The organism is Mycobacterium farcinogenes (assembly GCF_019739075.1).
In the GTDB taxonomy this organism is placed as follows: Bacteria; Actinomycetota; Actinomycetes; order Mycobacteriales; family Mycobacteriaceae; genus Mycobacterium; species Mycobacterium senegalense.
In genome coordinates, this window is sequence record NZ_CP081673.1 from 2,353,329 (window position 1) to 2,374,134 (window position 20,806).

Below are 20,806 nucleotides of genomic sequence, written 5' to 3' on the forward strand. Positions count from 1 at the left end.
ATTTGGTCAACGCGAACCGGTGATGTGGAGGTGGTCGGGTGTCTGACCGCGACGGTGATGGCCGATTCGCCGGGTTGGGCATGCTGGCGTCCGCGCTCGCCGCGCGTCCGATCGCCGTGGCCGCCGCCGAGCGGGGCAGCCCACCGTGGACCGACGGCAAGACCGTGTTCATCGATGTGTCGGAGCCTGCGCGTGCACAGCTCGAGTGGGTGGCAGTCCAAGCCGCGCTGATCGGGGCAGGCAGCCTGAACCCCGATGTGGTCCGCCACCTGGTCCGCCATCGTCGGCTGGCCCGGCGTTATCTGGCGGTCGAAGGGCACCGCGCGTTGTGGATCCACCGCGCGCTGTTGCCGAAAACCCTTGGGGCCTTGGCGGACCGAACGATCGCTGCCCGTAGCGATTCGGCCGCGGCGTCCCTGGCGATCGCCCGCGGGCGGGATGTGCTCGACGCCCCGCCCGCGGGCTTCGGCGTGATTGCCGCGAAAAAGGTGCTGACGGCGTGTGCGACGGCCAGGCCGGCGGATCAGCAGCCGGCCGGACATGTGCCGCGCCGGGCGGGGGTCCACGAGCTCGAGGAAATCAGCAACGACGAGGTCGACGACTCCGACGAGCCTGACCTGTTCTCCAGCCCCGTCGGCGGGGGTGGGGCCCTGGGCAAGTGGTTGAAGAAGTTGCTGTCGTCGACGCGCAAGAGAGGCGCCGGCGGCGGGCCGCCCGGTGCCGACATGCCGACGCACCGCACCAACTCCACAAGACGTGGGATACACGCGGTCTCGTCGTCGGCGACGACATCATCTGAGGACGTTGCCGACATCAGGACCGACGGGGTGCGGTACCCGGAATGGAACGCGGAGAAAGGAAGCTACCGGCTCGATTGGTGCACTGTCCGCGAGGCTGAGCCACAGATCAAGGGGCATGCCACGCAGCAGATCGAAGATGCCATCAGTGTGCGGCGCCCGCTGGCCCGCCTGGGCATGGGTTTGCACCGGCGTCACCGTCAGTCTCAAGGCGACGACATCGACATCGATGCGGCGCTTGAAGCGCGCGTGGAGGTCCGCGCCGGATCGGTGCCCGACGAGGCGGTCTATCTAGACAGTCTGCGGCGGCGGCGGGACCTATCGGTGTTGTTGCTGCTCGATGTATCCGGTTCGACGGCTGAACCGGGCAGCCTCGGGCGCACCGTGCACCAGCAGCAGCGCACCGCGGTGGCCAATCTGATGGTGGCACTACATGACCTGGGCGACCGGGTGGCGCTATACGCCTATTACTCCCAGGGGCGGTCCGCGGTGACCATGGTTCCGGTGAAGCGGTTCGATGACCACCTGGACGCGCAGGTGGTCCGTAGGCTGAACAGCCTTGAGCCAGGCGCATATTCGAGACTCGGTGCGGCGATCCGGCACGGAGCGTCGGTCCTGGAGACGCGCGGCGGCACATCGCGGCGACTGCTGGTAGTCCTGTCCGACGGACTGGCTTACGACCACGGCTACGAGCGGGCCTACGGAGCCGCCGACGCCAGACGCGCTTTGGCCGAGGCCCGGCGCCGCGGCACTGGCTGTGTGTGTCTGACCGTCGGTGCGAGCACGGACGTGGAAACGTTGCGCCGGGTGTTCGGCAGTACCGCACACGCCACCGTCTCCGGCCCGGACCAGATCGCCGCGGTCATCGGGCCGATATTCCGTTCGGCCATTCGCTCCGCAGAGGTGCGCCGGAAGGTGTCGTGAGATACCAAGCACCAGAGCGTCATTGACGTTTGCGCGGCGGGCTCGCGATTGCCACAACCTGTGCTTGAAACAAACATCTGTTCCGCGTTAGGCTCCCTGAGGTATCGCAGCGTCGAGGATCCGACGAAAGGTGTGTTGATGGCCAACGAGCCCGGACTCGCCCACCCGAACGGCACCAGTTCGCACACTCCGAGTTCGCGCCCCTACTACCGGCCGGTCGGCAATGAGGAGACGGTCTTCAAGGCGGCATATCGCCAAGGCCTTTCGCTGGTTCTGAAAGGGCCGACCGGGTGCGGTAAGACGCGCTTCGTCGAGGCCATGGCTCACGACCTCGGCCGGCCGTTGATCACCGTCGCCTGCCACGACGATCTCACCACGGCCGATCTGGTCGGCCGCTACCTGCTGCGCGGTGACGAGACGGTCTGGGTGGACGGCCCCTTGACCCGCGCGGTGCGCGAGGGTGCGATCTGTTACCTCGACGAGGTGGTCGAAGCTCGCCAGGACACCACCGTGGTGCTGCATCCCCTCGCCGACCATCGCCGCCAGCTGCCGATCGAGCGTCTGGGCATCACGTTGGACGCAGCGCCGGGATTCGGTCTGGTGATGTCCTATAACCCCGGTTACCAAAGCGTTCTCAAAGACCTCAAGGATTCGACGCGTCAGCGGATGGTGGCCATCGAGTTCGGTTTTCCCGACCCGGAAGTCGAAGAGTGCATCCTCGCCCACGAGGCGGGTGTGGATCAGTCCACCGCTGCCGAGTTGGTGCGGTTCGGCCAGGCCATCCGGCGCCTGGAGGCGGGCGGCCTGCGTGAAGTCGCCTCCACCCGGGTGCTGATCGCAGCCGGTCGCCTGGTAGCCGAGGGACTGCCGATGGCCGTGGCGGCCCGGGTGGCGGTCGCTGGACCGCTCACTGATGACGTTGCGGTGGGCCGGGGCCTGAATGAGCTGATCGACGTCTACCTGGACGGATCGGCATCCGATCATTGACGCCCCGCGGTACCCCCGTTAAGTTCAGAACAAATATTAGGTCAGGACCCCGGTGTTCCCCGCGACGAACGCCCACACCATGGAGGTCAGATGTCATACGAGAGCACTGCCGAGCCCATCAAGGTCGGCTACCTGATGGACTTCACCTTGCCGCCGGGCTTTCCGGACGAGTTGCGGGCATCGTTCACCCAGACCTTTGACCTGGTGTTCGAAGAGGCCGTCGAACAGGGCCTGATGGATCGGCCGGTACAGATGATCTACCGCGAAGTGGAAGGGCTGCCGAAAGGTTCGGTGAAGGCGGTGATCGATGCCTACGGCGAACTCGTGGACGAAGGCGCTCTGGTGGTCTTCGGACCAAACATCACCGACAACTGTGTGCCGCTGCGAGAAGCGATCGAGGACCGCTTCAAAGTGCCGGCCATCAGTGTCACGGGTACCGACGACTGGCTCGGTGAGTGGACGTTCGCCTTTCCGCAAGGCTCGATGACCGACGAGCCGATCTTTCTGGCCGACCTGGTCGCCAAACGGGGTTTGACCGAGATCGGTGTCCTCGTAGAGCAGAACCTCATCGGCGACAGCTACCTGAAGAATCTGCGAACCGCATGCGCGCGCAAGGGTATTCGGATCGTCGCCGAAGCCGCGATCGCGCAGACCGCGCAGGACATCAATGCCGCGGTCAGCACGTTGCACGAGGCGAAGGCCGAGGCCATCGTGCATCTCGGTTTCGGTTTCGGCATCGTCTTCATCAACCCGGCACTGGAGGCCGTCAACTGGGATCCACCGCGGTTCACCACCACCGCATTCCAGAATGCTTGGGTCAACCCGATCATGTGGAACGCGTTTCTGGGCTGGATCGGCGTCGATCAGTACGACGAGGGCAACCCCGTCGGACAGGCCTGGTTGGACCGATATGCCAAGCGGTACAGCGGAAGCCGCCCCGAGTACTGCGTCTCGGTGGTCAACCACGACGTCGCCGCAACGCTGGTGCGTGCCTTTACCGACGCCCATCCGCTGAGCCCGCGCGGGGTCAAAGAAGCGCTCGAACGCGTGAAGATGATGCCCGCGGCCTCCGGCGCACCCGGAACCCGGGTGTCCCTGGGGAAGTGGACCCGCAGAGCCTGGATGGGCGCGGGATATCTGGTCGCCCGGACCCTCGACGAAGACGGCGTCAACTCCCACCTGGTCGACCGCTTTGGGGAGGATGCCTCGTGACGACACAGGAATCCTCGCCCGATACCCGGGTCGAAGCACCGGCGCGCAAGGGCCCCAACTGGGGCCGGGTGATCGCGCTGCTCGCCTGGCTCGGCTTTCTCGGCCTGTTCGTCGCCGTCGGCCGCACAGACGTCGACCCACGGGTGGCCAACCCGAATGTCGAAGGGCGGCCACGTCCTGTCGGGTTCCTGACCGCATTCGATCACTGGCAGATCATTCCGCAGGTCGGAGCCGTGATCATCGTCGTGGTGTTCACCGTGATGTTCATCGTCGGCTGGCGGAAGAACCCCGGCAGTCCGGTGCTGCTCATGGTGCTGTGCACGACGCTGATCGTCTGGCAGGACCCGATCATGAACTGGTCGCCGTACGCGGTGTACAACCCGATGCTGCTGCACTGGCCCGAGAACTGGTACCTGGTCATGATGTCGCCGACCGTGGAGCCCTTCATCGTGTTCGGCTACGTCCTGTTCTACTTCGGACCGTACTTCCCGGCGATCTGGATTCTTCGCAAGCTGCAGGCCAAGCACGGTCCGGAGGCGTTCGTCACCCGCCACCCCCTGATCAGCCTGGGTGGGCTGGTGTTGGTGATCGGCTTCGTCTTCGACGCGATCCTGGAAGTCAGCCTGGTGCGGACGGGGCTCTACATCTACTCCCAGGCCATCCCGTTCGGAACCTTGTTCCCGGGCAGCACCTTCCAGTTCCCGCTGATCTGGGAGTCACTCTCGGTGACCTTCGTGATGATTCCGGCGGCGATTCTGGTCTACCGGGACGACACCGGAAAGTCCGTGGCCGAGAAACTCGCGGCGAAGGCCAGGATCTTTCCCGCGAAGCCCGTGCTGGGCACATTTCTGGTGATGTTCGCGATCATCAACGTCTCGTACTTCGCCTACGGCGGCTGGTTCTGGGCGATCAAGGCCAGCGGCCTGGCCACCTCGGTCGCCTGCCCGTGGCCTTATCCCGAGGCCAAGATCTATGACCCGCAAGGTTATTACCGGGCGAACGGAGCCGAAGGGCCGTACTCGGTGGGCAAGTGGGCCACCTGGCAGCAGGGTCCCGCGCGGAACCCCGACGTCGAACTGGGTTCGAAGAGCGATCGGTGCGCATCGGAGAGCCAGAATGGGTGAACCGAGAAGCGTGCTCATCACCGGGGCGTCCCGGGGTCTCGGCTTCGCCTCGGCCGTGCGCCTTCATCACGAGGGGTGGCGCGTGGTCGCGGCGATGCGGACGCCGGAGAAGGGCATGCCGCTGCTGCGTGAGGCGACGGGCGCCGGTGAGGACGACGACAGACTGATCGGTGTCCAACTCGACCTCACGGACACCGCATCGGTTGCCGCTGCGGCCAAGTCGATCGAAGAGGCCGCCGGTGCGCCCTATGCCATCGTCCACAATGCCGGGATCTCGGCCGCAGGCATGGTCGAGGAAACATCGCCCGAACTGTGGGAGCGGATGTTCGCGACGAACGTCTTCGGCCCGGTAGCCCTCACCAAGGCACTTCTGCCGTCGATGCGCAGCTCGGGCCGGGGCCGCATCGTGCTCATCTCAAGTGCGGCCGGTGTGCGCGGAATGCCGGCGACCGCACCGTATTCCGCGGTCAAGGGAGCACTCGAGCGGTGGGGCGAGGCGATGGCAGGCGAGGTCGCACCGTTCGGGATCGGCGTCACCATCCTGGTCACCGGGACCTACGACACCGAGATCATCACCGACGCGGGCACGACGGACGACCGCGATCTGGATGGGCCCTACGCGGCACACCACCGCACGATGGACAAACGCGGGCGAGCCATGATGAAGCGTGCGGCGAAGTCACCCGAGACGTTCGCCGCCGGCCTGACCGGAGTGCTCGACAGCTCGAAGCCGTTCGTCAAGACCGCAGTCGGATTCGACGCGCGAATGCTTTTGATCGCCAACCGGTTACTGCCGTCATCCGGCCTGCACCACATGACCAGGCTGATGATGGGCATCCCGCGGTTCGGTGCACTGCGAGAGAAAGGCACTGCCGATGGCTGACTTCGAGGCCAGGATGCTGATCGACGGCAAGCTCGTGGACGGATCGGCGGGCACCTTCACCAACATCAATCCGGCCAACGAGCAGGTCCTGGGCGAGGTCGCGGACGCCTCGACGGCCGATATGCAGCGGGCCATCGACGCCGCCCGCCGGTCGTTCGACGCGACGGATTGGTCCACCAACCACCAGTTGCGCAAGCGGTGCCTCGAACAACTACACGATGCGATCCAGAGCGAACTGGAGGAGTTGCGCGAGGAGCTCATCGCCGAAGTCGGTGCACCGCGGGCCGTGACGCACGGGCCACAACTCGACGCGCCGTTCGCCGACGGATTGAGATACCCGGCCCGGCTCATCGAAAACTTCCCGTGGGAAACGGATCTCGGTGACACCGTGGTGTCCGTCACCGGCGTGAACACCACTCGCAAGGTGTGGCGTGAGCCGGTCGGGGTGGTCGGTGCGATCACACCGTGGAATTTTCCGTTCGAAGTCACGATCAACAAACTCGGGCAGGCGTTGGCAACCGGAAACACCGTGGTGCTCAAACCCGCGCCGGACACGCCGTTCAACGCCACCCGGCTCGGACGGCTCGTCGCCGAGAACACCGATATCCCAGCAGGTGTGGTGAACGTCGTCACGGCTTCGGACCACCTCGTCGGCGAAGAGCTGACCCTGTCACCGAAGGTCGACATGATCTCGTTCACCGGGTCGACGGGCGTGGGCAAGCGGATCATGGAGAAAGGCGCCGCGACCATGAAGCGGCTGTTCCTCGAACTCGGCGGTAAGTCGGCCACGATCGTCCTTGACGATGCGGATTTCAACTCGGCATGCCTCATCGGTATCGGCCCGTTGCTTCACGCTGGGCAGGGCTGCGCTGCCCCCACCCGAATGCTGTTGCCGCGCTCCCGTTATGACGAGGGCGTCGCGATCCTGAAGGCCATCTACGAGAACATCGCCCCCGGCGATCCGCAGGACCCGGGAACTCTCTGCGGTCCGGTGATCTCGGCCAGGCAGCAGTCCCGCATCCTGGGCTACATCAGGAAAGGCGTCGAGGAAGGCGCCACCATGCTCGTCGGCAGTACCGACGCGCCGAGCCAGTTCGACAAGGGATTCTGGGTCAACCCAACTCTTTTCACCGATGTGGACAACTCGATGACGGTCGCTCAGGAGGAGATCTTCGGGCCCGTGCTCGTCGTCATTCCCTACCAGGACGAAGACGACGCCGTCCGGATCGCCAACGACAGTCCGTACGGGCTGGCGGGCAACGTCATGTCGGCCTCGTTGGACCGTTCGCTTTCCGTGGCGCGCCGATTACGGGCCGGGTTCATCGGGCTCAACGGCACCGCGGGTTACGGCGCCGATACGCCGTTCGGCGGCTACAAGAACAGCGGGGTGGGCCGACAGAACGGTATCGCGGGATTCGAGCAGTACACCGAGGTCAAGTCCGTCGCGTACCCGGCCGGCTAGGGAGGAGAGAGCTTTGTCGCAGTTGTTCGACGATCTCGAGGACTTCGGCTCGTTCGACGATGCCGTTTCGGGAGACGTCCGGGATCCGTTCCCGGAGCTCGCCAGGCTTCGGCGTGAGGAACCGGTGCAGCGAATCGACATGTCGGCGATGCCGGGGGAGCAGGGCAAGCCCGTCTTCATCGTCTACCGCTACGAGGATGCCCAGCAGATGCTGCGCGACAATCTGATCTTTTCGTCGTCGGGGGTCATCGCGGCATTCGGCCCGGTGCTCGGCGACGGCGTGATGCTGGGGATGGACGAACCGGTGCACGGCAGGCTGCGTTCGCTGGTATCGAAGGCGTTCTCGCAAAAGGCATTGGCGCGTTGGGAAGACGAGCTGGTCGGCCGCGTCGGCAACGAGCTGATCGACAAATTCGCCGACAACGGCAAGGCCGACCTGGTCAAGGAGTTCACCTTCGACTATCCGAGCCGCATCATCGCCGGGCTGCTGGGGCTGCCGGAACAGGACTACCCGCAGTTCCAGCGCTGGTCCATCTCGCTGCTCAGCTGGATCCTGAACCCCGAACGCGGACTGGCCGCGTCGGCCGCGCTGTGCGAGTACTTCTCGCCGATTCTCTCGGCTCGCCGTGCCGAGCCGCAAGAAGACATGATCAGCCTTCTCGCCGAGGCCGAGATCGACGGCGAGAAGCTCACCGACGAAGAGATCTTCTCGTTCCTGCGACTGCTGTTGCCCGCCGGCGTGGAGACCACCTACCGATCGCTGGGCAACCTGCTGTTCGGGTTGCTCTCGGACCCAACGCAGCTCGACGCGGTCAAGACCGACAGGTCATTGCTGCCGCAGGCGATCGAAGAGGCGGTGCGCTGGAACCCGCCGCTGCTGACCATCACCCGCACCACCACCTGTGACACTGAACTCGGCGGAGTGCACATTCCCGAAGGTTGTTCGGTGATGCCGATGCTCGGCTCGGCGAATCGACAGGAAGATCGCTGGGAGAACCCCGACGAGTTCGACATCTTCCGCACCGCCAGGGCGAACCTCGGCTGGGGCCACGGGGTGCACGTGTGTCTGGGAATGCACCTGGCGCGCCTCGAAATGCGCACTGCCATCAACCTTCTGCTGGACCGGCTGCCCAACCTTCGGCTCGACCCGGACGGAGACGACCCGCACATCCGGGGCCAGGTCTTCCGGTCGCCGACGTCGCTACCCGTGCTGTTCGGATGACAACCCGGCGAGCAGACACATATGTACCCGACACGCCGCAGTTCTGGGGACATATGCGTCTGCTCGCGGAGAAGAGGAGAGTCTGAGATGACCGACTTCGAGACAGTGGATTTCTTCACCGACCCGGCGCTGGTGCCCGACCCGTACCCGTACTTCGACCATCTGCGATCGAAGTGTCCTGTCTCCCAAGCCACTCCGTTCAACGTGCTGGCCGTCACCGGCTACGACGAAGCGTTGGCCGTCTACAAGGACCCGGCATTCTCGTCGTGCGTGTCGGTGGCAGGCCCGTTCTCCGGCCTGCCCTTCGGGCCGGGGGAGAGCGACGACGTCTCGGAGCTGATCGAGGAGCACAGGCTCGCGGTGCCGATGGGCGAGCACATCACGTCGCAGGATCCTCCGCTGCACACCCGCACACGGGGTCTGATGAACAAGCTGATCACGCCGAAGCGCCTCAAGGAGAACGAGGACTTCATGTGGCGGCTGGCTGATCAGCAACTCGACACCTTCGTCGACCGCGGATCCGCGGAGTTCCTGGCCGACTACGCCAAACCGTTCTCGCTTCTGGTGATCGCCGACCTGCTCGGTGTCCCAGGTGAAGACCACGAGGAGTTCAAGGCGGCGTTCGCGCTGGAGACCGTCGGCGAGCTGGGTAAGGAGGCGCCGACGACGCACAATCCCCTGCAGTGGCTCAACGACAAGTTCTATGCCTACATCGAGGACCGCAGGCGCACACCGCGTGAGGACGTCCTGACCGGGCTGGCCCAGGCCAAGTACGAAGACGGCTCGACCCCCGATATCGAGGACGTCATGAACCTGTCGACGTTCCTGTTCGCGGCGGGTACGGAGACCACCACCAAGCTGGTCAGCTCGGCCGTCCGATTCATCGCGGACAACCCGGGATTCGAGACGATGCTGCGCGACGACCGGTCCAGGATTCCGGCCTTCCTCGAAGAGACATTGCGAATGGAGAGCCCGGTCAAATCGCACTTCCGGATGGCCAGCCGGACCACGAGGATCGGCGATGTCGAGGTGCCCGCCGGGACCACGGTGATGGTGCTTCCCGGGGCGTGCAACCGTGACGGACGTAAGTTCGCCGACCCCAACGCGTTCCACCCAGATCGTACGAACGTGCGTGAACAGATCGCGTTTATCCGAGGTGTGCATTCGTGCCCCGGTGCGCCACTGGCACGCGCGGAAGGCCGGATCTCCTTGAACCGGATCCTGGACAGAATGTCCGATATCGCGGTCTCCACCGAGCATCACGGGCCGGCCGAGGACCGTCGGTACACCTACGAGCCGACGTTCATCATGCGCGGGCTCAGTGAGTTGCACATCGAATTCAAGCCGGCCGCCTGACCGGCCATCACAGGTAGGAGCACACATGAGCGGAAAGCTCGACGGCAAGGTCGCTTTCATCACCGGAGCGGCCCGGGGGCAGGGCCGGGCGCATGCGCTCGCGATGGCCCGAGAAGGCGCCGACATCATCGCGGTCGACATCTGCCGCGACATCCCGTCCAACCCGTATCCGCTGGCCACACCCGATGATCTGGCCGAAACCGAAAGGGCCGTCAAAGAACTCGGCCGACGAATCGTCGCACGTGTGGCTGACGTCCGGGAGCGCCACGAACTCCGCGACGCCGTCGAGGCGGGCATCGCCGACCTCGGCAAGATCGACATCGTGGTCGCCAACGCCGGCATTCTGCCGATGGCGATGGGGAAGCCCGACCCCATGCAGTTCGTCGACGCCTCAGACGTCGACCTGGTCGGGGTGATGAACACCGTCGCGGTCACCGTCCCGCACCTGCCCGACGGCTCGTCGATCATCGTCACCGGATCGACCGCCGGGATGATCCGGGGTACCACCGACAACCCCAACATGGGTCCAGGTGGGGCGGGCTACGGGTGGAGCAAGCGCGTCGTCATCGAGTACGTCGAGGAGATGAGCCTGCACCTGGCCCCGAAGATGATCCGGGTCAACGCGATCCACCCGACCAACTGCAACACCCACCTGCTGCAGAACGACGGGATGTACTCCATGTTCCGGCCCGACCTCACCGAGCAGGGCAAGAAGGCCACCCGCGAGGACGCCGAGCCGCTGTTCACCATCTTCCAGGCCATGCCCGTTCCGTACATCGAACCCGAGGACATGGCGAACCTCGGAGTGTTTCTCGCCAGCGATGACAGCCGCTACATCACCGGGCAACAGATCCGCGTGGATGCGGGCTCGTTGCTCAAGTGGCCCAACGGACCTGGCCGCTGAACCGAACACCCCATCAGAGAGGAGGTGGTAGTGGGCGCCATCATCATGCTCGGCAGCCTGCTCGTCCTGATCGTCGTGATCGTCGGCTTGGTGCTCTACTTCGATCCTGAGGCGCGTCGTGCGCCGACATCGGAGGCAGAAGGGTGAGCGTCGACTTCCTGATCAAAGCAGGTGTGGCTTTCGCGTACGTCACCGGTCTGGGATTCCTGGCGGTCGGCATTTATCTGAGTTACCGGCGCGGGCGCCTGCATCCGCTGCTGTTGCTGTGTATCTCGGCGCTCTCGTTCTCCTGGATCGAGGCTCCGTACGACTGGGCGATGTACGCACAGTTCCCGCCGGCGTTGCCACGGATGCCGTCCTGGTGGCCGCTGAACCTGACCTGGGGCGGGCTGCCCTCGGCTGTCCCTGTCGGCTACATGGGGTACTTCGTGCTGCCTGCCATCATCGGTGCGGCACTGGGCCGCTGGGCGAGCGGCAAGTGGAATTGGCGACGACCGCAGACGCTGCTGCTGGTGGGCTTCGGCGTCGGCTTTTGCTGGGCACTGTTCTTCAACGCGATCATCGGCGCCCGGCTGGGGCTGTTCTACTACGGGTATGTGATCGAAGGACTCGGCCTGTGGGAAGGGACCAAGCACCAGTACCCGATCTACGACGCCATCGCGATGGGCGTGCAGATGATGGTGTTCACCTACCTACTGGGCCGCACTGATGCGCAGGGCCGCAACGTCATCGAGATGTGGGCCGACAAGATCTCCAAGACCCGGCTTCAGTCGGCGGTGGTGTCGGTGATCGCCGTCATCGTCGTGGGGCACGCGGTCTACGCGTCGGTCTTCGCGCCGCACCTGGTCACCAAACTCGGCGGGTGGGTGACGGTAGGGCCGACCGAGCAGCTGTTCGGAGGGGTCGAGAATCAGCCGAGATAGCCGGTGTGCTGGTCCGGGACGCGATTGTCACGCTGGAGTGGCGGCCGAGATTCAGGGCCACTCCAGCGTGACAATGCGGGACAGATCAGCGGGCCGAGAAGAGATCAGTAGTTGTTACAGCTGCTGGCGATCGAGTTGATCGGGCCGAAGTACTGCTGGGCGGCCGGGCTGGCCTGCAGCTGGGCCACGGTCTGCTGACGCTCGACGGGCCCGGAAGCCAGGAAGTTGCGCAGCGCGCCCTGGGCGAACGGGGAAGCGTTGAACTGCTGAGCCAGGTCGGGCCGCTGCGCGTTGAGCGCCGCCATCACCTGCTCGTAGCTACAGGTCGTGTTGACCACGCCGCTGAAATCGGGTTGCGCCGACGCGATACCCGTCACCAGCGGAACGGACAGCGCCAGACCGCCGACAGCGGCCGCGAGGTACTTGAAAGAAGACTTGATCACGTGTTGGAACCCCCATGTTGTACGCCCGAAAAGGCGACGCCTTGCACGTTTGCCGGACCCGACCTCTGTCGAGGTTAACAGGCGGCTGACGTACAAGGCGTCCTCGCGAAAGCGGCTCAGTCGATGACGGCGGCTTCCTTGCGCTCGGTGATCGGCCGGGCCAGCTCCTGCTCGTTGCAGATGCGCTGCAACTTTTCCAGGGTCTCGTCCAGGCCAGGGCCCAGCTTCTTGCCCGGGGTGAATCGCGCCGGAAGGTTCCGCATGCCCTGAATGACGCCGATCGTGTCGTAGTGCACGGTGCCCTCGGGATCGCACACGTAGTCCGGCATCCGGTCCAGCACCGCGGTGAGCATCGACTTGAACACCGTGCGGGCCACGTTCGAACCCACGCAGCGGTGTACGCCGATACCGAAGCTGAAGTGCCGGTTGCCCTTTCGGTCCAAGATGATCTCGTTCGGCTTCTCGAACACCGACGGGTCGCGGTTGGCCATCGCCCAGGACAGCCAGAGCCGCTCGTACTGCTTGAACTGCTGGCCTTCGACCTCGACGTCTTCGGAGAACGTCCGGCCGTCACCGGGTGCCGGCGTGAAGAAACGCAGGAACTCCTCGGTCGCCGGGTCGAGCAGCGTGGCGCGCTCATTGCTCAGCCGTGTGCGCTCGTCAGGATGGTCGCCCAGCCACTCCAGGGCATGAGCGGTCAATGCGGTGGTGGTGTCGAAGCCGCCGCCGATTACCAGACCGAGATTGCCCAAAATCTCCATGTCCGGTGCCGGCTCACCATCGATGCGCAACTGCAGCATCGCGTTGACCAGGCCGGGCCGGGGGGTCTCCCGGATCTCCATCATGTTGTTGATGATGTCGATGCCCATCTCGCGGTGCTGCTCGTTGATCTTTTCGCGATCGGGGGAGTGTTCCGGGGTGTACACCGAGGCGTGGGTGGGCTCGCTGTACACGTTCCACTTCTTGAGCTCGATACCCATCATGGCCAGCGTGAAGACCGCCGGCACCACGTTGGCCAGGTGCTCGACGAAGTCGATCTCGCCGGATTCGATGTGCTCGTCGAGTGCGGCGCGGGTGATCTCGTCGACGAACGGCACCCACCGCTTGATCGCGGCAGGGGACAGGTACGGATTCAGTGCGCCGCGGTAGGCGCTGTGCTCCGGCTCGTCCATCTCCAGGATGCCGCCGCGCACGACGGTCGCGCGGCTGGCCTTCGGGATGGTGATGCCCTGAAAGGGGGTCTCGCCGCTGATGTCGTGATGATTCGAGACCGCCGGGCAGCGGGCCAGCTCGAAGACATGCTTGCTGTCGGCGGCCACCCAATGCCCGTTGTAGACGTCAGTCCACGCCATCGGGCAGCGGGACTGCATCTCCTCGGTGATCTTCTCGAACTGCAACCGGTATTCCGGCGTGTGCCGGTCGAAGTGGTAGGTGTTCTTCTTGCGGTCGTCGTCGGTCGTGACATCCACTGTGCTCAACTCTCTTCGCGCAAGCGGCTCATCGGAGCTCACGGCGTTGTCTCCCTTTGGTATTCGGGTCGTCGTCAATCTTCGATGACGATGGCTTGCTCAGGGCAGGAGTGCGCGGCCTCACGGACCGCGTCCTCCTGATCGGCGGGTACCACGTCGGATACCGGTGACGCGTGACCGTCGACGTCATCGAGGACGAACGAGTCCGGCGCGATCATCGAGCACAGAGTGTGACCCTGGCAACGACTGGCATCAACCGAAACCTTCACTACGCCAACTCCTTTCGAAACTTTGGACGCGGGATCAGACGTGGTAGTCGTACCACTTGAGATAGCCGCCGGCATCGACCCGCAGCTGCATGCCGGTGACGTACCGGGCCTCTTCGGAAGCCAGCCACAGCACCGCGTTGCTGATGTCCTCGGGTTCGATGAAGTTGACCTTCATGGCCTGCTGAACGCCGAACACGGGCTCGGCATCGGCGCGGGTGGGGTTCTCCAGGTCCGGCCGGAAGGAGCGGTACATCGGCTCGCTCTGCAGCATGTTGGTGTTGCAGTTGGTGGGGTGGATGACGTTGGCCCGGATACCGCGCACGGCCAGTTCGGTGGCCAGCGCGTGGACGTATTCGGAGATCAGCCGCTTGGACACCATGTAGCCCATGCCGCCCGGATCGGCACCGGGGTTCGGCTTGCTGTGGGCGTCCATGAGCGCTGCGGCCGACGCGGTCGCGATGATCGAGGCGCCCTCCTTCAGGTGCGGCAATGCGACCTGGATGGCGTTGATGGTGCCGACGAAGTTGGTGTTGATGCCGTCGGTCCAGGCCTGCATGGCGGGCTGGCCCTTCATCGCGGCGATACCGGCCTGGGCCACGACGATGTCGAGCTTTCCGAACTCCGCGAGCCCGGCGTCCAGCGCGGTGCGCAACTCGGCCTCGTTGCGGACGTCGGCCTGGGCGGTGACGATGCGCCGGCCGGTCTTCTCGACGTAGTTCTTGGTCTCTTCGAGATCTTCTGCCGTCGCCATCGCATAGCCGACGGTGTCGTAGTTCTTACAGATGTCGACCGCGATGATGTCGGCGCCTTCTTCGGCCAGCCGGATCGCGTGGCTGCGGCCCTGGCCGCGTGCCGCGCCGGTGATGAATGCGACCTTGCCCTCTACCCGTCCCACTGCATATTTCCTTTCGCTTCAATGATGTTTGGTGTGCGCCGCGTGCGCGTCAGGTGTTGCGGCCGCCGTTGACGCCGAGAATCTGGCCGGTGATGTAGCCGGCTTCCTCGGAGACGAAGAAGGCGCAGGCGGCGGCGATGTCCTCTGGCTTGCCCATCCGCCGCACCGGCGTCTGCTCGATCTGCTTGTCGGTGTCACCGAGGAAGCCCTTGCCCTCGGCCTTGCGCAGCATGGGCGTGTCGATGAAGCCCGGCGGGACGGCGTTGACCGTGATTCCGCTCGGGCCGAGTTCCAGCGCCAGGCTCTTCGTCAAGCCGTTCACCGCGGATTTCGCCGCGACATAGGGCGACATGAAGGGCTGACCCGAATGTGTGCTCGAGGACGAGATGTTCACGATGCGGCCCCAGCCGGCCTCGAGCATGTCGGGAAGTGCGGCCTGGATGCAGTGGAATACGCCATTGAGGTTGACGTCGATGATCTGCTGCCACTTCTCGAACGAAACGTCACTGAAGCGCTTGAAGCAGTCCAGGCCGGCGGCATTGACCAGCACCGAGATCGGCCCGAGTTGGGCGCGAACCGAGTTGAGCGCGGTGTCGACGGCGGCCCGGTCGGTCACGTCGGCGACATGGGCGAACTCGTCATCCGAGGGCTGTAGGTCAAGGACTGCGACGTTGAGGCCGTCGGCGCGCAACCGGGTGGCGATGGCCGCCCCGATGCCCGAACCTCCTCCGGTGACAACGGCGTTCTTCATGACAGTTCTCCGGTCGCCGGGCGCAGCCGGGCTTTCTCAAGGCTCAAGAATCATCCTTCCGATTATGAGAACCGTACTCTCGGATCGGCCCGCGCCGCAAGATCTGGGGTCAACCTGCGTGCCGCCTGCGCAGATGCCGGATCCGCAGCGAATAGGGCATGACTAGCTGATCTATCTTTCACTTGAGTTCTCATCGAGCGAATGTATGATTCGCCGGTGATGAGAATGCAGTTTCCATCACAGTGGGAAACGCCTGAGGAGGATGATGCAGCAGGAAGCGCCGACCATCGCGCAAGAACAGCGGGCTGACCGGAAGTTGTTGATCGGCGGAGAGCTGCGCGAGACGCCGCGGACGTTTCCTTCCGTGAATCCAGCTACCGGCGAGGTGTTCGGCTACGCGCCCGACGCCACGGTGGCCGACGCCCAGGCCGCGATCGCTGCGGCCCGGCGCGCGTTCGACACGACCGACTGGTCCACGAACACCGAACTGCGGGTCCGTTGCCTGGAGCAACTGCACCACGCGCTGATCGAGCACCGCGAGGAACTGGCCGCGCTGACCACCACCGAGGTGGGTGCCACCGCGGCGCTGTGCGCGGGCGCGCAGCTGGACGGGCCGATCGAGATCGTTCGGTACTACGCCGAGCTGCTCAAGACCTACCCGCTGACCGAGGACCTCGGAAACATCGAGAGCCGTGGCATGCAGCATCACCGGTGGGTTGAGAAGGAAGCCGCCGGCGTCGTCGCGGCGATCATCGCCTACAACTATCCGAACCAGCTGGCGCTGGCCAAGCTCGCACCGGCGCTGGCCGCGGGGTGCACCGTGGTGCTCAAGTCGGCGCCCGACACCCCGTTGATCACCCTGGCGCTCGGAGAGCTGATCGCCAACCACACCGACATCCCGGCCGGCGTCGTCAACGTGCTCTCCGGTCCCGATCCCGAGGTGGGCGCGGTGCTCACCACGAGCCCCGACGTCGACATGGTCACCTTCACCGGCTCCACCCCGACCGGCAGGCGCATCATGGCCGCGGCCAGTGAGACCTTGAAGAAGGTGTTCCTGGAGCTCGGCGGCAAGTCCGCCGCGATCGTTCTCGACGACGCCGACTTCAACAGCGCGGCACTGTTCTCGGCGTTCAGCATGGTGACCCACGCCGGTCAGGGCTGTGCGCTCACCTCACGGCTGCTGGTTCCCGCGAAGCACAAGGACGAGATCGTCGAGCTGATCAAGAACAACTTCGGCCTGGTGCGCTACGGCGACCCGACCGACCCCAAGACCTACATGGGTCCGCTGATCAGCGAGAAGCAGCGCGACAAGGTCGACGGCATGGTCAAACGTGCTGTGGCCGCAGGAGCAACATTGGTCACCGGTGGCGAGAAGGTCGATCCCGGCTTCTTCTACACCCCGACCCTGCTGGCCGATGTCCACCCCGACAGTGAGATCGCCCAGGAAGAGGTGTTCGGACCCGTGCTGGCCGTGATCGCCTACGAAGACGACGACGACGCGGTGCGCATCGCCAACAACTCGATCTACGGGCTCTCGGGCGCGGTGTTCGGCAGCGAGGACCGCGCGCTGGCCGTGGCTCGCCGCATCCGCACCGGCACCTTCTCCATCAACGGCGGCAACTACTTCAGTCCCGACAGTCCGTTCGGCGGATACAAGCAGTCGGGTATCGGCCGGGAGATGGGGACCGCCGGACTCGAAGAGTTCATGGAGGCCAAGACTTTCGCGCGGGTGCTCTCATGACCGGCCCACTGCACGGCGTCCGCGTTCTCGAAGTGGCGATGTATGGCTTCGTCCCCTCTGCCGGTGCCGTCTTGGGGGAGTGGGGTGCCGACGTCATCAAGGTGGAGCACGCCGTCACCGGTGACCCGCAGCGAGGTCTGCGTCAGACCGGGCCGCTGCGCGTGGAAGGCGATCCCAACCCCAACATCGAGCACGCCAATCGTGGCAAGCGCAGTATCGGGCTTGACATGTCTGTGCCCGAAGGGCGCGAGATCCTGCTCGAGCTGGCCAAGAAGGCCGACGTCTTCCTGACCAGTTTTCTGCCCGGGCACCGGCAGAAGTTCGCCATCGACGTCGACGACATCCGGGCGGTGAACCCGAAGATCATCTACGCGCGCGGAAGCGCGCTCGGTCCGCGCGGCGAGGAGTCGGTCAAGGGCGGCTACGACATGACTGCCTTCTGGTGCCGCGCCGGGACGGCCGCGACCATCACACCGGCCGGGATGGAAGGAATGATCGCGCCCCCCGGGCCGGCCTATGGCGACACCATCTCGGGCACCAACCTCGCCGGCGGAATCGCCGCGGCGTTGTTCAAGCGGGAGCGCACCGGTGAGCCGTCCATCGTCGATGTCTCGCTGTTGGGCAGTGGCCTTTGGTCGATGGGGCACACGGTGGCGTTGACCCAGCACTTGAACCAACTGATGGTGACACCGCCGCCGGGCGTGCACGGCTCGCCGATCAATCCGCTCGTAGGTCTCTACCGGACAGCGGACGACCGCTACATCTCGTTCGTGATGATGCAGCCGACCAAGTTCTGGGCAGATGTCTGCCGGCACATGGACCTCGAGAACTACATCGACGATTCGAGGTTCGCGACGGCCGAATCGTTCGCGGAACATACGCCTGACGCGGTCGAGATCCTCACCGAGGCGATGAAAAAACGGACTTTGCCAGAGTGGAGCGAGCGATTCGCGACGCTGGCAGGTCCGTGGGCGCCGGTGCAGGACACCCTGCAGGCGGGACAGGATGCCCAGATCCGGGCCAACGAGTACCTGGTGCGGGCCGGCGAGCTCGAGTTGGTGGCCAACCCAGTGCAATTCGACGTCACGGCGCCCAGTACCGGCCCGGCACCCGGCTTCGCCGAACAGACCGACGATATCCTGGGTGAACTCGGTCTGGACTGGGATCGGATCATCGAACTCAAGACCGTCGGCGCCGTCACCTAGGCTGCCGCCGGAGATGCCCTTGATCGCCACCATCGCAACCCGTCCGTCGCGGGCGGCTGCCGGCGCCGCCGCCGCGCAGGCGGGTCGCCCGGTGCAACCGTCGACCGCGGCCGGCCCCAATTGTCAACTACCGGAGCAAGTTCTGGGTTATTTGCCCACGCGACAGATAGCGGGTCCGATAGCATCAGGCACTCGGGGGGCGGTCGCGGGGACGAGTCTGTCCGGCTCCATCGGTAGGTCCGGTGAAGTCCACAAGATCCGCAGGAAGCAGGAGGTGCGCCAAATGTACGAAGGCACGCCGTATTTGCCGATCTTTGTCCAGCCGGCCCGTTCGCGTACCGATGTTCCGATGAAAGATGATGCGGCCCAGTTTGTTTCGGTGGCCATCGGGTGCCCGACCGGCCGGTTGGCAGGTTTGGGCTCGGGGGTTGCGGCGTGACCCGGCTGGGGCGGAAAGCCTCACAGTCCGTCGCTGACCGGTGCGTGCACCCGCACGGCCAAGCACTTAACATCGGCGCACCGACTGCGGGGGTGGCAGTCATCAGCCTGGAGGGACCACTGGCCAATGGCGGATAAATGGTCGACCGGAGTATCGCTACGCAACCTCTCGGGCCCGATGCAGGCGGTCGGCGCATTGTTCGCAATGTCGCTGGACGCCATCCGGTTCATCTTCAAGCGGCCGTTCCAGGGGCGGGAGTTCCTGGAGCAGTGCTGGTTCGTCGCACGAGTGTCGATGGCGCCCACACTGCTGGTGGCGATCCCGTTCACCGTGCTGGTGAGCTTCACACTGAACATCCTGCTGCGGGAGCTGGGTGCGGCTGACCTGTCGGGCGCCGGTGCGGCATTCGGTGCGGTCACCCAGCTGGGCCCGATGGTGACGGTGCTGATCGTCGCCGGTGCCGGCGCGACGGCCATGTGCGCGGACCTGGGCTCACGCACCATCCGCGAGGAGATCGACGCGATGGAGGTGCTGGGCATCAACCCGATCCAGCGGCTGGTGACTCCCAGGATGCTGGCCTCCGGACTGGTGGCGCTGCTGCTCAACAGCCTGGTGGTGATCATCGGCATTCTCGGCGGCTACGTGTTCTCGGTGTTCATCCAAGACGTGAACCCCGGCGCGTTCGCGGCCGGGATCACGCTGCTGACGGGCGTGCCCGAGGTGATCATCTCTTGCGTCAAGGCGGCGTTGTTCGGCTTGATCGCCGGGCTGGTGGCCTGCTACCGCGGGTTGACGATCAGCGGCGGCGGCGCCAAGGCGGTGGGTAACGCGGTGAACGAGACCGTGGTGTACGCCTTCATGGCCTTGTTCGTGATCAACGTGGTCGTCACGGCCATCGGTATCCGCATGACGGCGCACTGAGGCAGGAAACGTAATGGGAACGATGACGATCCTGCGGTCGACGTATCCGCGGGTAACCCGCCAGTTCAACAAGCCGGTGTCGACGCTGAGCCGGGTCGGCGACCACACGCTGTTCTACCTCAAGGCGCTGGCCGGCACCCCGCACGCGGCCATGCACTACCGCAAGGAACTGGTTCGGCTGATCGCCGAGATCTCAATGGGTGCAGGCACCTTGGCCATGATCGGCGGCACGGTGGTGATCGTGGGGTTTTTGACCCTGGCCACCGGCGGCGTGCTGGCCATCCAGGGTTACTCCTCGCTGGGCAACATCGGCATCGAGGCCCTCACCGGCTTCCTGGCCGCCTTCATCAACGTCCGCATCGCCGCGCCCGTGGTGGCAGGTATCGGCTTGGCAGCCACGTTCGGTGCCGGCGTCACCGCCCAGCTCGGGGCGATGCGCATCAACGAGGAGATCGACGCGCTGGAATCCATGGCGATCCGGCCCGTCGAATATCTGGTATCCACGCGGATCGTGGCCGGGATGATCGCCATCACCCCGCTGTATGCGATCGCGGTGATCCTGTCCTTCTTGGCTTCCCAGTTCACCACCGTGGTGCTGCTCGGGCAGTCCGGCGGCCTGTACGACCACTACTTCACCACGTTCCTCAATCCGATCGACCTGCTCTGGTCGTTCCTGCAAGCCGTCCTGATGGCCATCACCATCCTGCTGATCCACACCTACTTCGGCTATTTCGCCTCCGGCGGGCCATCCGGGGTGGGAGTGGCCGTCGGCAACGCCGTACGCACGTCGCTGATCGTCGTGGTCTCGGTGACCCTGCTGGTGTCACTGTCCGTCTACGGCTCCAACGGAAACTTCAACCTGTCGGGTTAGGGAGAAGA

20 protein-coding genes are annotated in these 20,806 nt (G+C 65.0%); 15 read left to right on the forward strand and 5 right to left on the reverse strand.

The window, feature by feature from the left end:
* Positions 1-80 precede the first annotated feature (80 nt).
* The 10 genes from K6L26_RS11205 to K6L26_RS11250 all read left to right on the forward strand — a co-directional run bounded on the left by K6L26_RS11205 (position 81) and on the right by K6L26_RS11250 (position 11,794).
* Complete coding sequence (locus tag K6L26_RS11205) at positions 81-1,721, forward strand: nitric oxide reductase activation protein NorD (protein WP_221853377.1); 1,641 nt, start codon at positions 81-83, stop codon at positions 1,719-1,721.
* A gap of 138 nt (positions 1,722-1,859) precedes the next feature.
* Positions 1,860-2,708, forward strand: a complete 849-nt coding sequence (locus tag K6L26_RS11210) for a CbbQ/NirQ/NorQ/GpvN family protein (RefSeq protein ID WP_047037652.1) — start codon at positions 1,860-1,862, stop codon at positions 2,706-2,708.
* A 90-nt stretch (positions 2,709-2,798) separates the two neighbouring features.
* On the forward strand, positions 2,799-3,920 hold the full coding sequence (locus K6L26_RS11215) for an ABC transporter substrate-binding protein (RefSeq protein WP_019344730.1): 1,122 nt from the start codon (positions 2,799-2,801) through the stop codon (positions 3,918-3,920).
* Complete coding sequence (locus K6L26_RS11220) at positions 3,917-5,044, forward strand: spirocyclase AveC family protein (RefSeq protein WP_036393274.1); 1,128 nt, start codon at positions 3,917-3,919, stop codon at positions 5,042-5,044. Before K6L26_RS11215 ends, K6L26_RS11220 begins: the two co-directional genes overlap by 4 nt.
* Positions 5,037-5,927, forward strand: a complete 891-nt coding sequence (locus K6L26_RS11225) for an SDR family oxidoreductase (protein ID WP_019344732.1) — start codon at positions 5,037-5,039, stop codon at positions 5,925-5,927. Before K6L26_RS11220 ends, K6L26_RS11225 begins: the two co-directional genes overlap by 8 nt.
* Complete coding sequence (locus K6L26_RS11230; RefSeq protein WP_019344733.1) at positions 5,920-7,389, forward strand: aldehyde dehydrogenase family protein; 1,470 nt, start codon at positions 5,920-5,922, stop codon at positions 7,387-7,389. Before K6L26_RS11225 ends, K6L26_RS11230 begins: the two co-directional genes overlap by 8 nt.
* Positions 7,390-7,402: 13 nt before the next feature.
* Positions 7,403-8,611: a cytochrome P450 gene (locus K6L26_RS11235; protein ID WP_019344734.1), complete on the forward strand. Its 1,209-nt coding sequence runs from the start codon at positions 7,403-7,405 to the stop codon at positions 8,609-8,611.
* Positions 8,612-8,698: 87 nt separating this feature from the next.
* Positions 8,699-9,967 carry a cytochrome P450 gene (locus K6L26_RS11240; RefSeq protein WP_047037650.1) on the forward strand — a complete coding sequence of 423 codons (1,269 nt, stop codon included), beginning with the start codon at positions 8,699-8,701 and terminating at the stop codon, positions 9,965-9,967.
* 25 nt (positions 9,968-9,992) lie between these two features.
* On the forward strand, positions 9,993-10,871 hold the full coding sequence (locus K6L26_RS11245; protein WP_036393286.1) for a mycofactocin-coupled SDR family oxidoreductase: 879 nt from the start codon (positions 9,993-9,995) through the stop codon (positions 10,869-10,871).
* A gap of 143 nt (positions 10,872-11,014) precedes the next feature.
* Positions 11,015-11,794: a spirocyclase AveC family protein gene (locus K6L26_RS11250; RefSeq protein WP_019345913.1), complete on the forward strand. Its 780-nt coding sequence runs from the start codon at positions 11,015-11,017 to the stop codon at positions 11,792-11,794.
* Positions 11,795-11,898: 104 nt separating this feature from the next.
* Here the strand turns inward: K6L26_RS11250 and K6L26_RS11255 are convergent, their stop codons facing one another.
* The 5 genes from K6L26_RS11255 to K6L26_RS11275 form a co-directional block, all read right to left on the reverse strand.
* Positions 11,899-12,237: a hemophore-related protein gene (locus K6L26_RS11255; protein ID WP_019345914.1), complete on the reverse strand. Its 339-nt coding sequence runs from the start codon at positions 12,235-12,237 to the stop codon at positions 11,899-11,901.
* A 116-nt stretch (positions 12,238-12,353) separates the two neighbouring features.
* Entirely contained in the window at positions 12,354-13,715 is a 1,362-nt protein-coding gene (locus K6L26_RS11260; protein WP_043368869.1) for a cytochrome P450, read from the reverse strand.
* A gap of 65 nt (positions 13,716-13,780) precedes the next feature.
* Positions 13,781-13,975, reverse strand: a complete 195-nt coding sequence (locus K6L26_RS11265; RefSeq protein ID WP_003880083.1) for a ferredoxin — start codon at positions 13,973-13,975, stop codon at positions 13,781-13,783.
* Positions 13,976-14,009: 34 nt separating this feature from the next.
* Positions 14,010-14,870, reverse strand: a complete 861-nt coding sequence (locus K6L26_RS11270) for a mycofactocin-coupled SDR family oxidoreductase (protein WP_036393292.1) — start codon at positions 14,868-14,870, stop codon at positions 14,010-14,012.
* 49 nt (positions 14,871-14,919) lie between these two features.
* Positions 14,920-15,621, reverse strand: a complete 702-nt coding sequence (locus K6L26_RS11275; RefSeq protein ID WP_019346309.1) for an SDR family NAD(P)-dependent oxidoreductase — start codon at positions 15,619-15,621, stop codon at positions 14,920-14,922.
* A 262-nt stretch (positions 15,622-15,883) separates the two neighbouring features.
* On the opposite strand from K6L26_RS11275, the gene K6L26_RS11280 reads away from it, so the two are divergent.
* The 5 genes from K6L26_RS11280 to K6L26_RS11300 all read left to right on the forward strand — a co-directional run bounded on the left by K6L26_RS11280 (position 15,884) and on the right by K6L26_RS11300 (position 20,798).
* Positions 15,884-17,362, forward strand: a complete 1,479-nt coding sequence (locus K6L26_RS11280) for an aldehyde dehydrogenase family protein (protein WP_019346308.1) — start codon at positions 15,884-15,886, stop codon at positions 17,360-17,362.
* Positions 17,359-18,567, forward strand: coding sequence for a CaiB/BaiF CoA transferase family protein (locus K6L26_RS11285; protein ID WP_019346307.1), 1,209 nt, complete (start codon positions 17,359-17,361; stop codon positions 18,565-18,567). Before K6L26_RS11280 ends, K6L26_RS11285 begins: the two co-directional genes overlap by 4 nt.
* A 283-nt stretch (positions 18,568-18,850) precedes the next feature.
* Positions 18,851-19,006: a hypothetical protein gene (locus K6L26_RS11290; protein ID WP_162562755.1), complete on the forward strand. Its 156-nt coding sequence runs from the start codon at positions 18,851-18,853 to the stop codon at positions 19,004-19,006.
* Positions 19,007-19,132: 126 nt separating this feature from the next.
* Positions 19,133-19,927 carry an MlaE family ABC transporter permease gene (locus tag K6L26_RS11295; RefSeq protein WP_047037647.1) on the forward strand — a complete coding sequence of 265 codons (795 nt, stop codon included), beginning with the start codon at positions 19,133-19,135 and terminating at the stop codon, positions 19,925-19,927.
* A gap of 13 nt (positions 19,928-19,940) precedes the next feature.
* The gene (locus tag K6L26_RS11300; protein WP_036393298.1) at positions 19,941-20,798 is read left to right on the forward strand and encodes an MlaE family ABC transporter permease; all 858 of its coding nucleotides are present in this window, start codon (positions 19,941-19,943) and stop codon (positions 20,796-20,798) included.
* Positions 20,799-20,806: the final 8 nt, after the last annotated feature.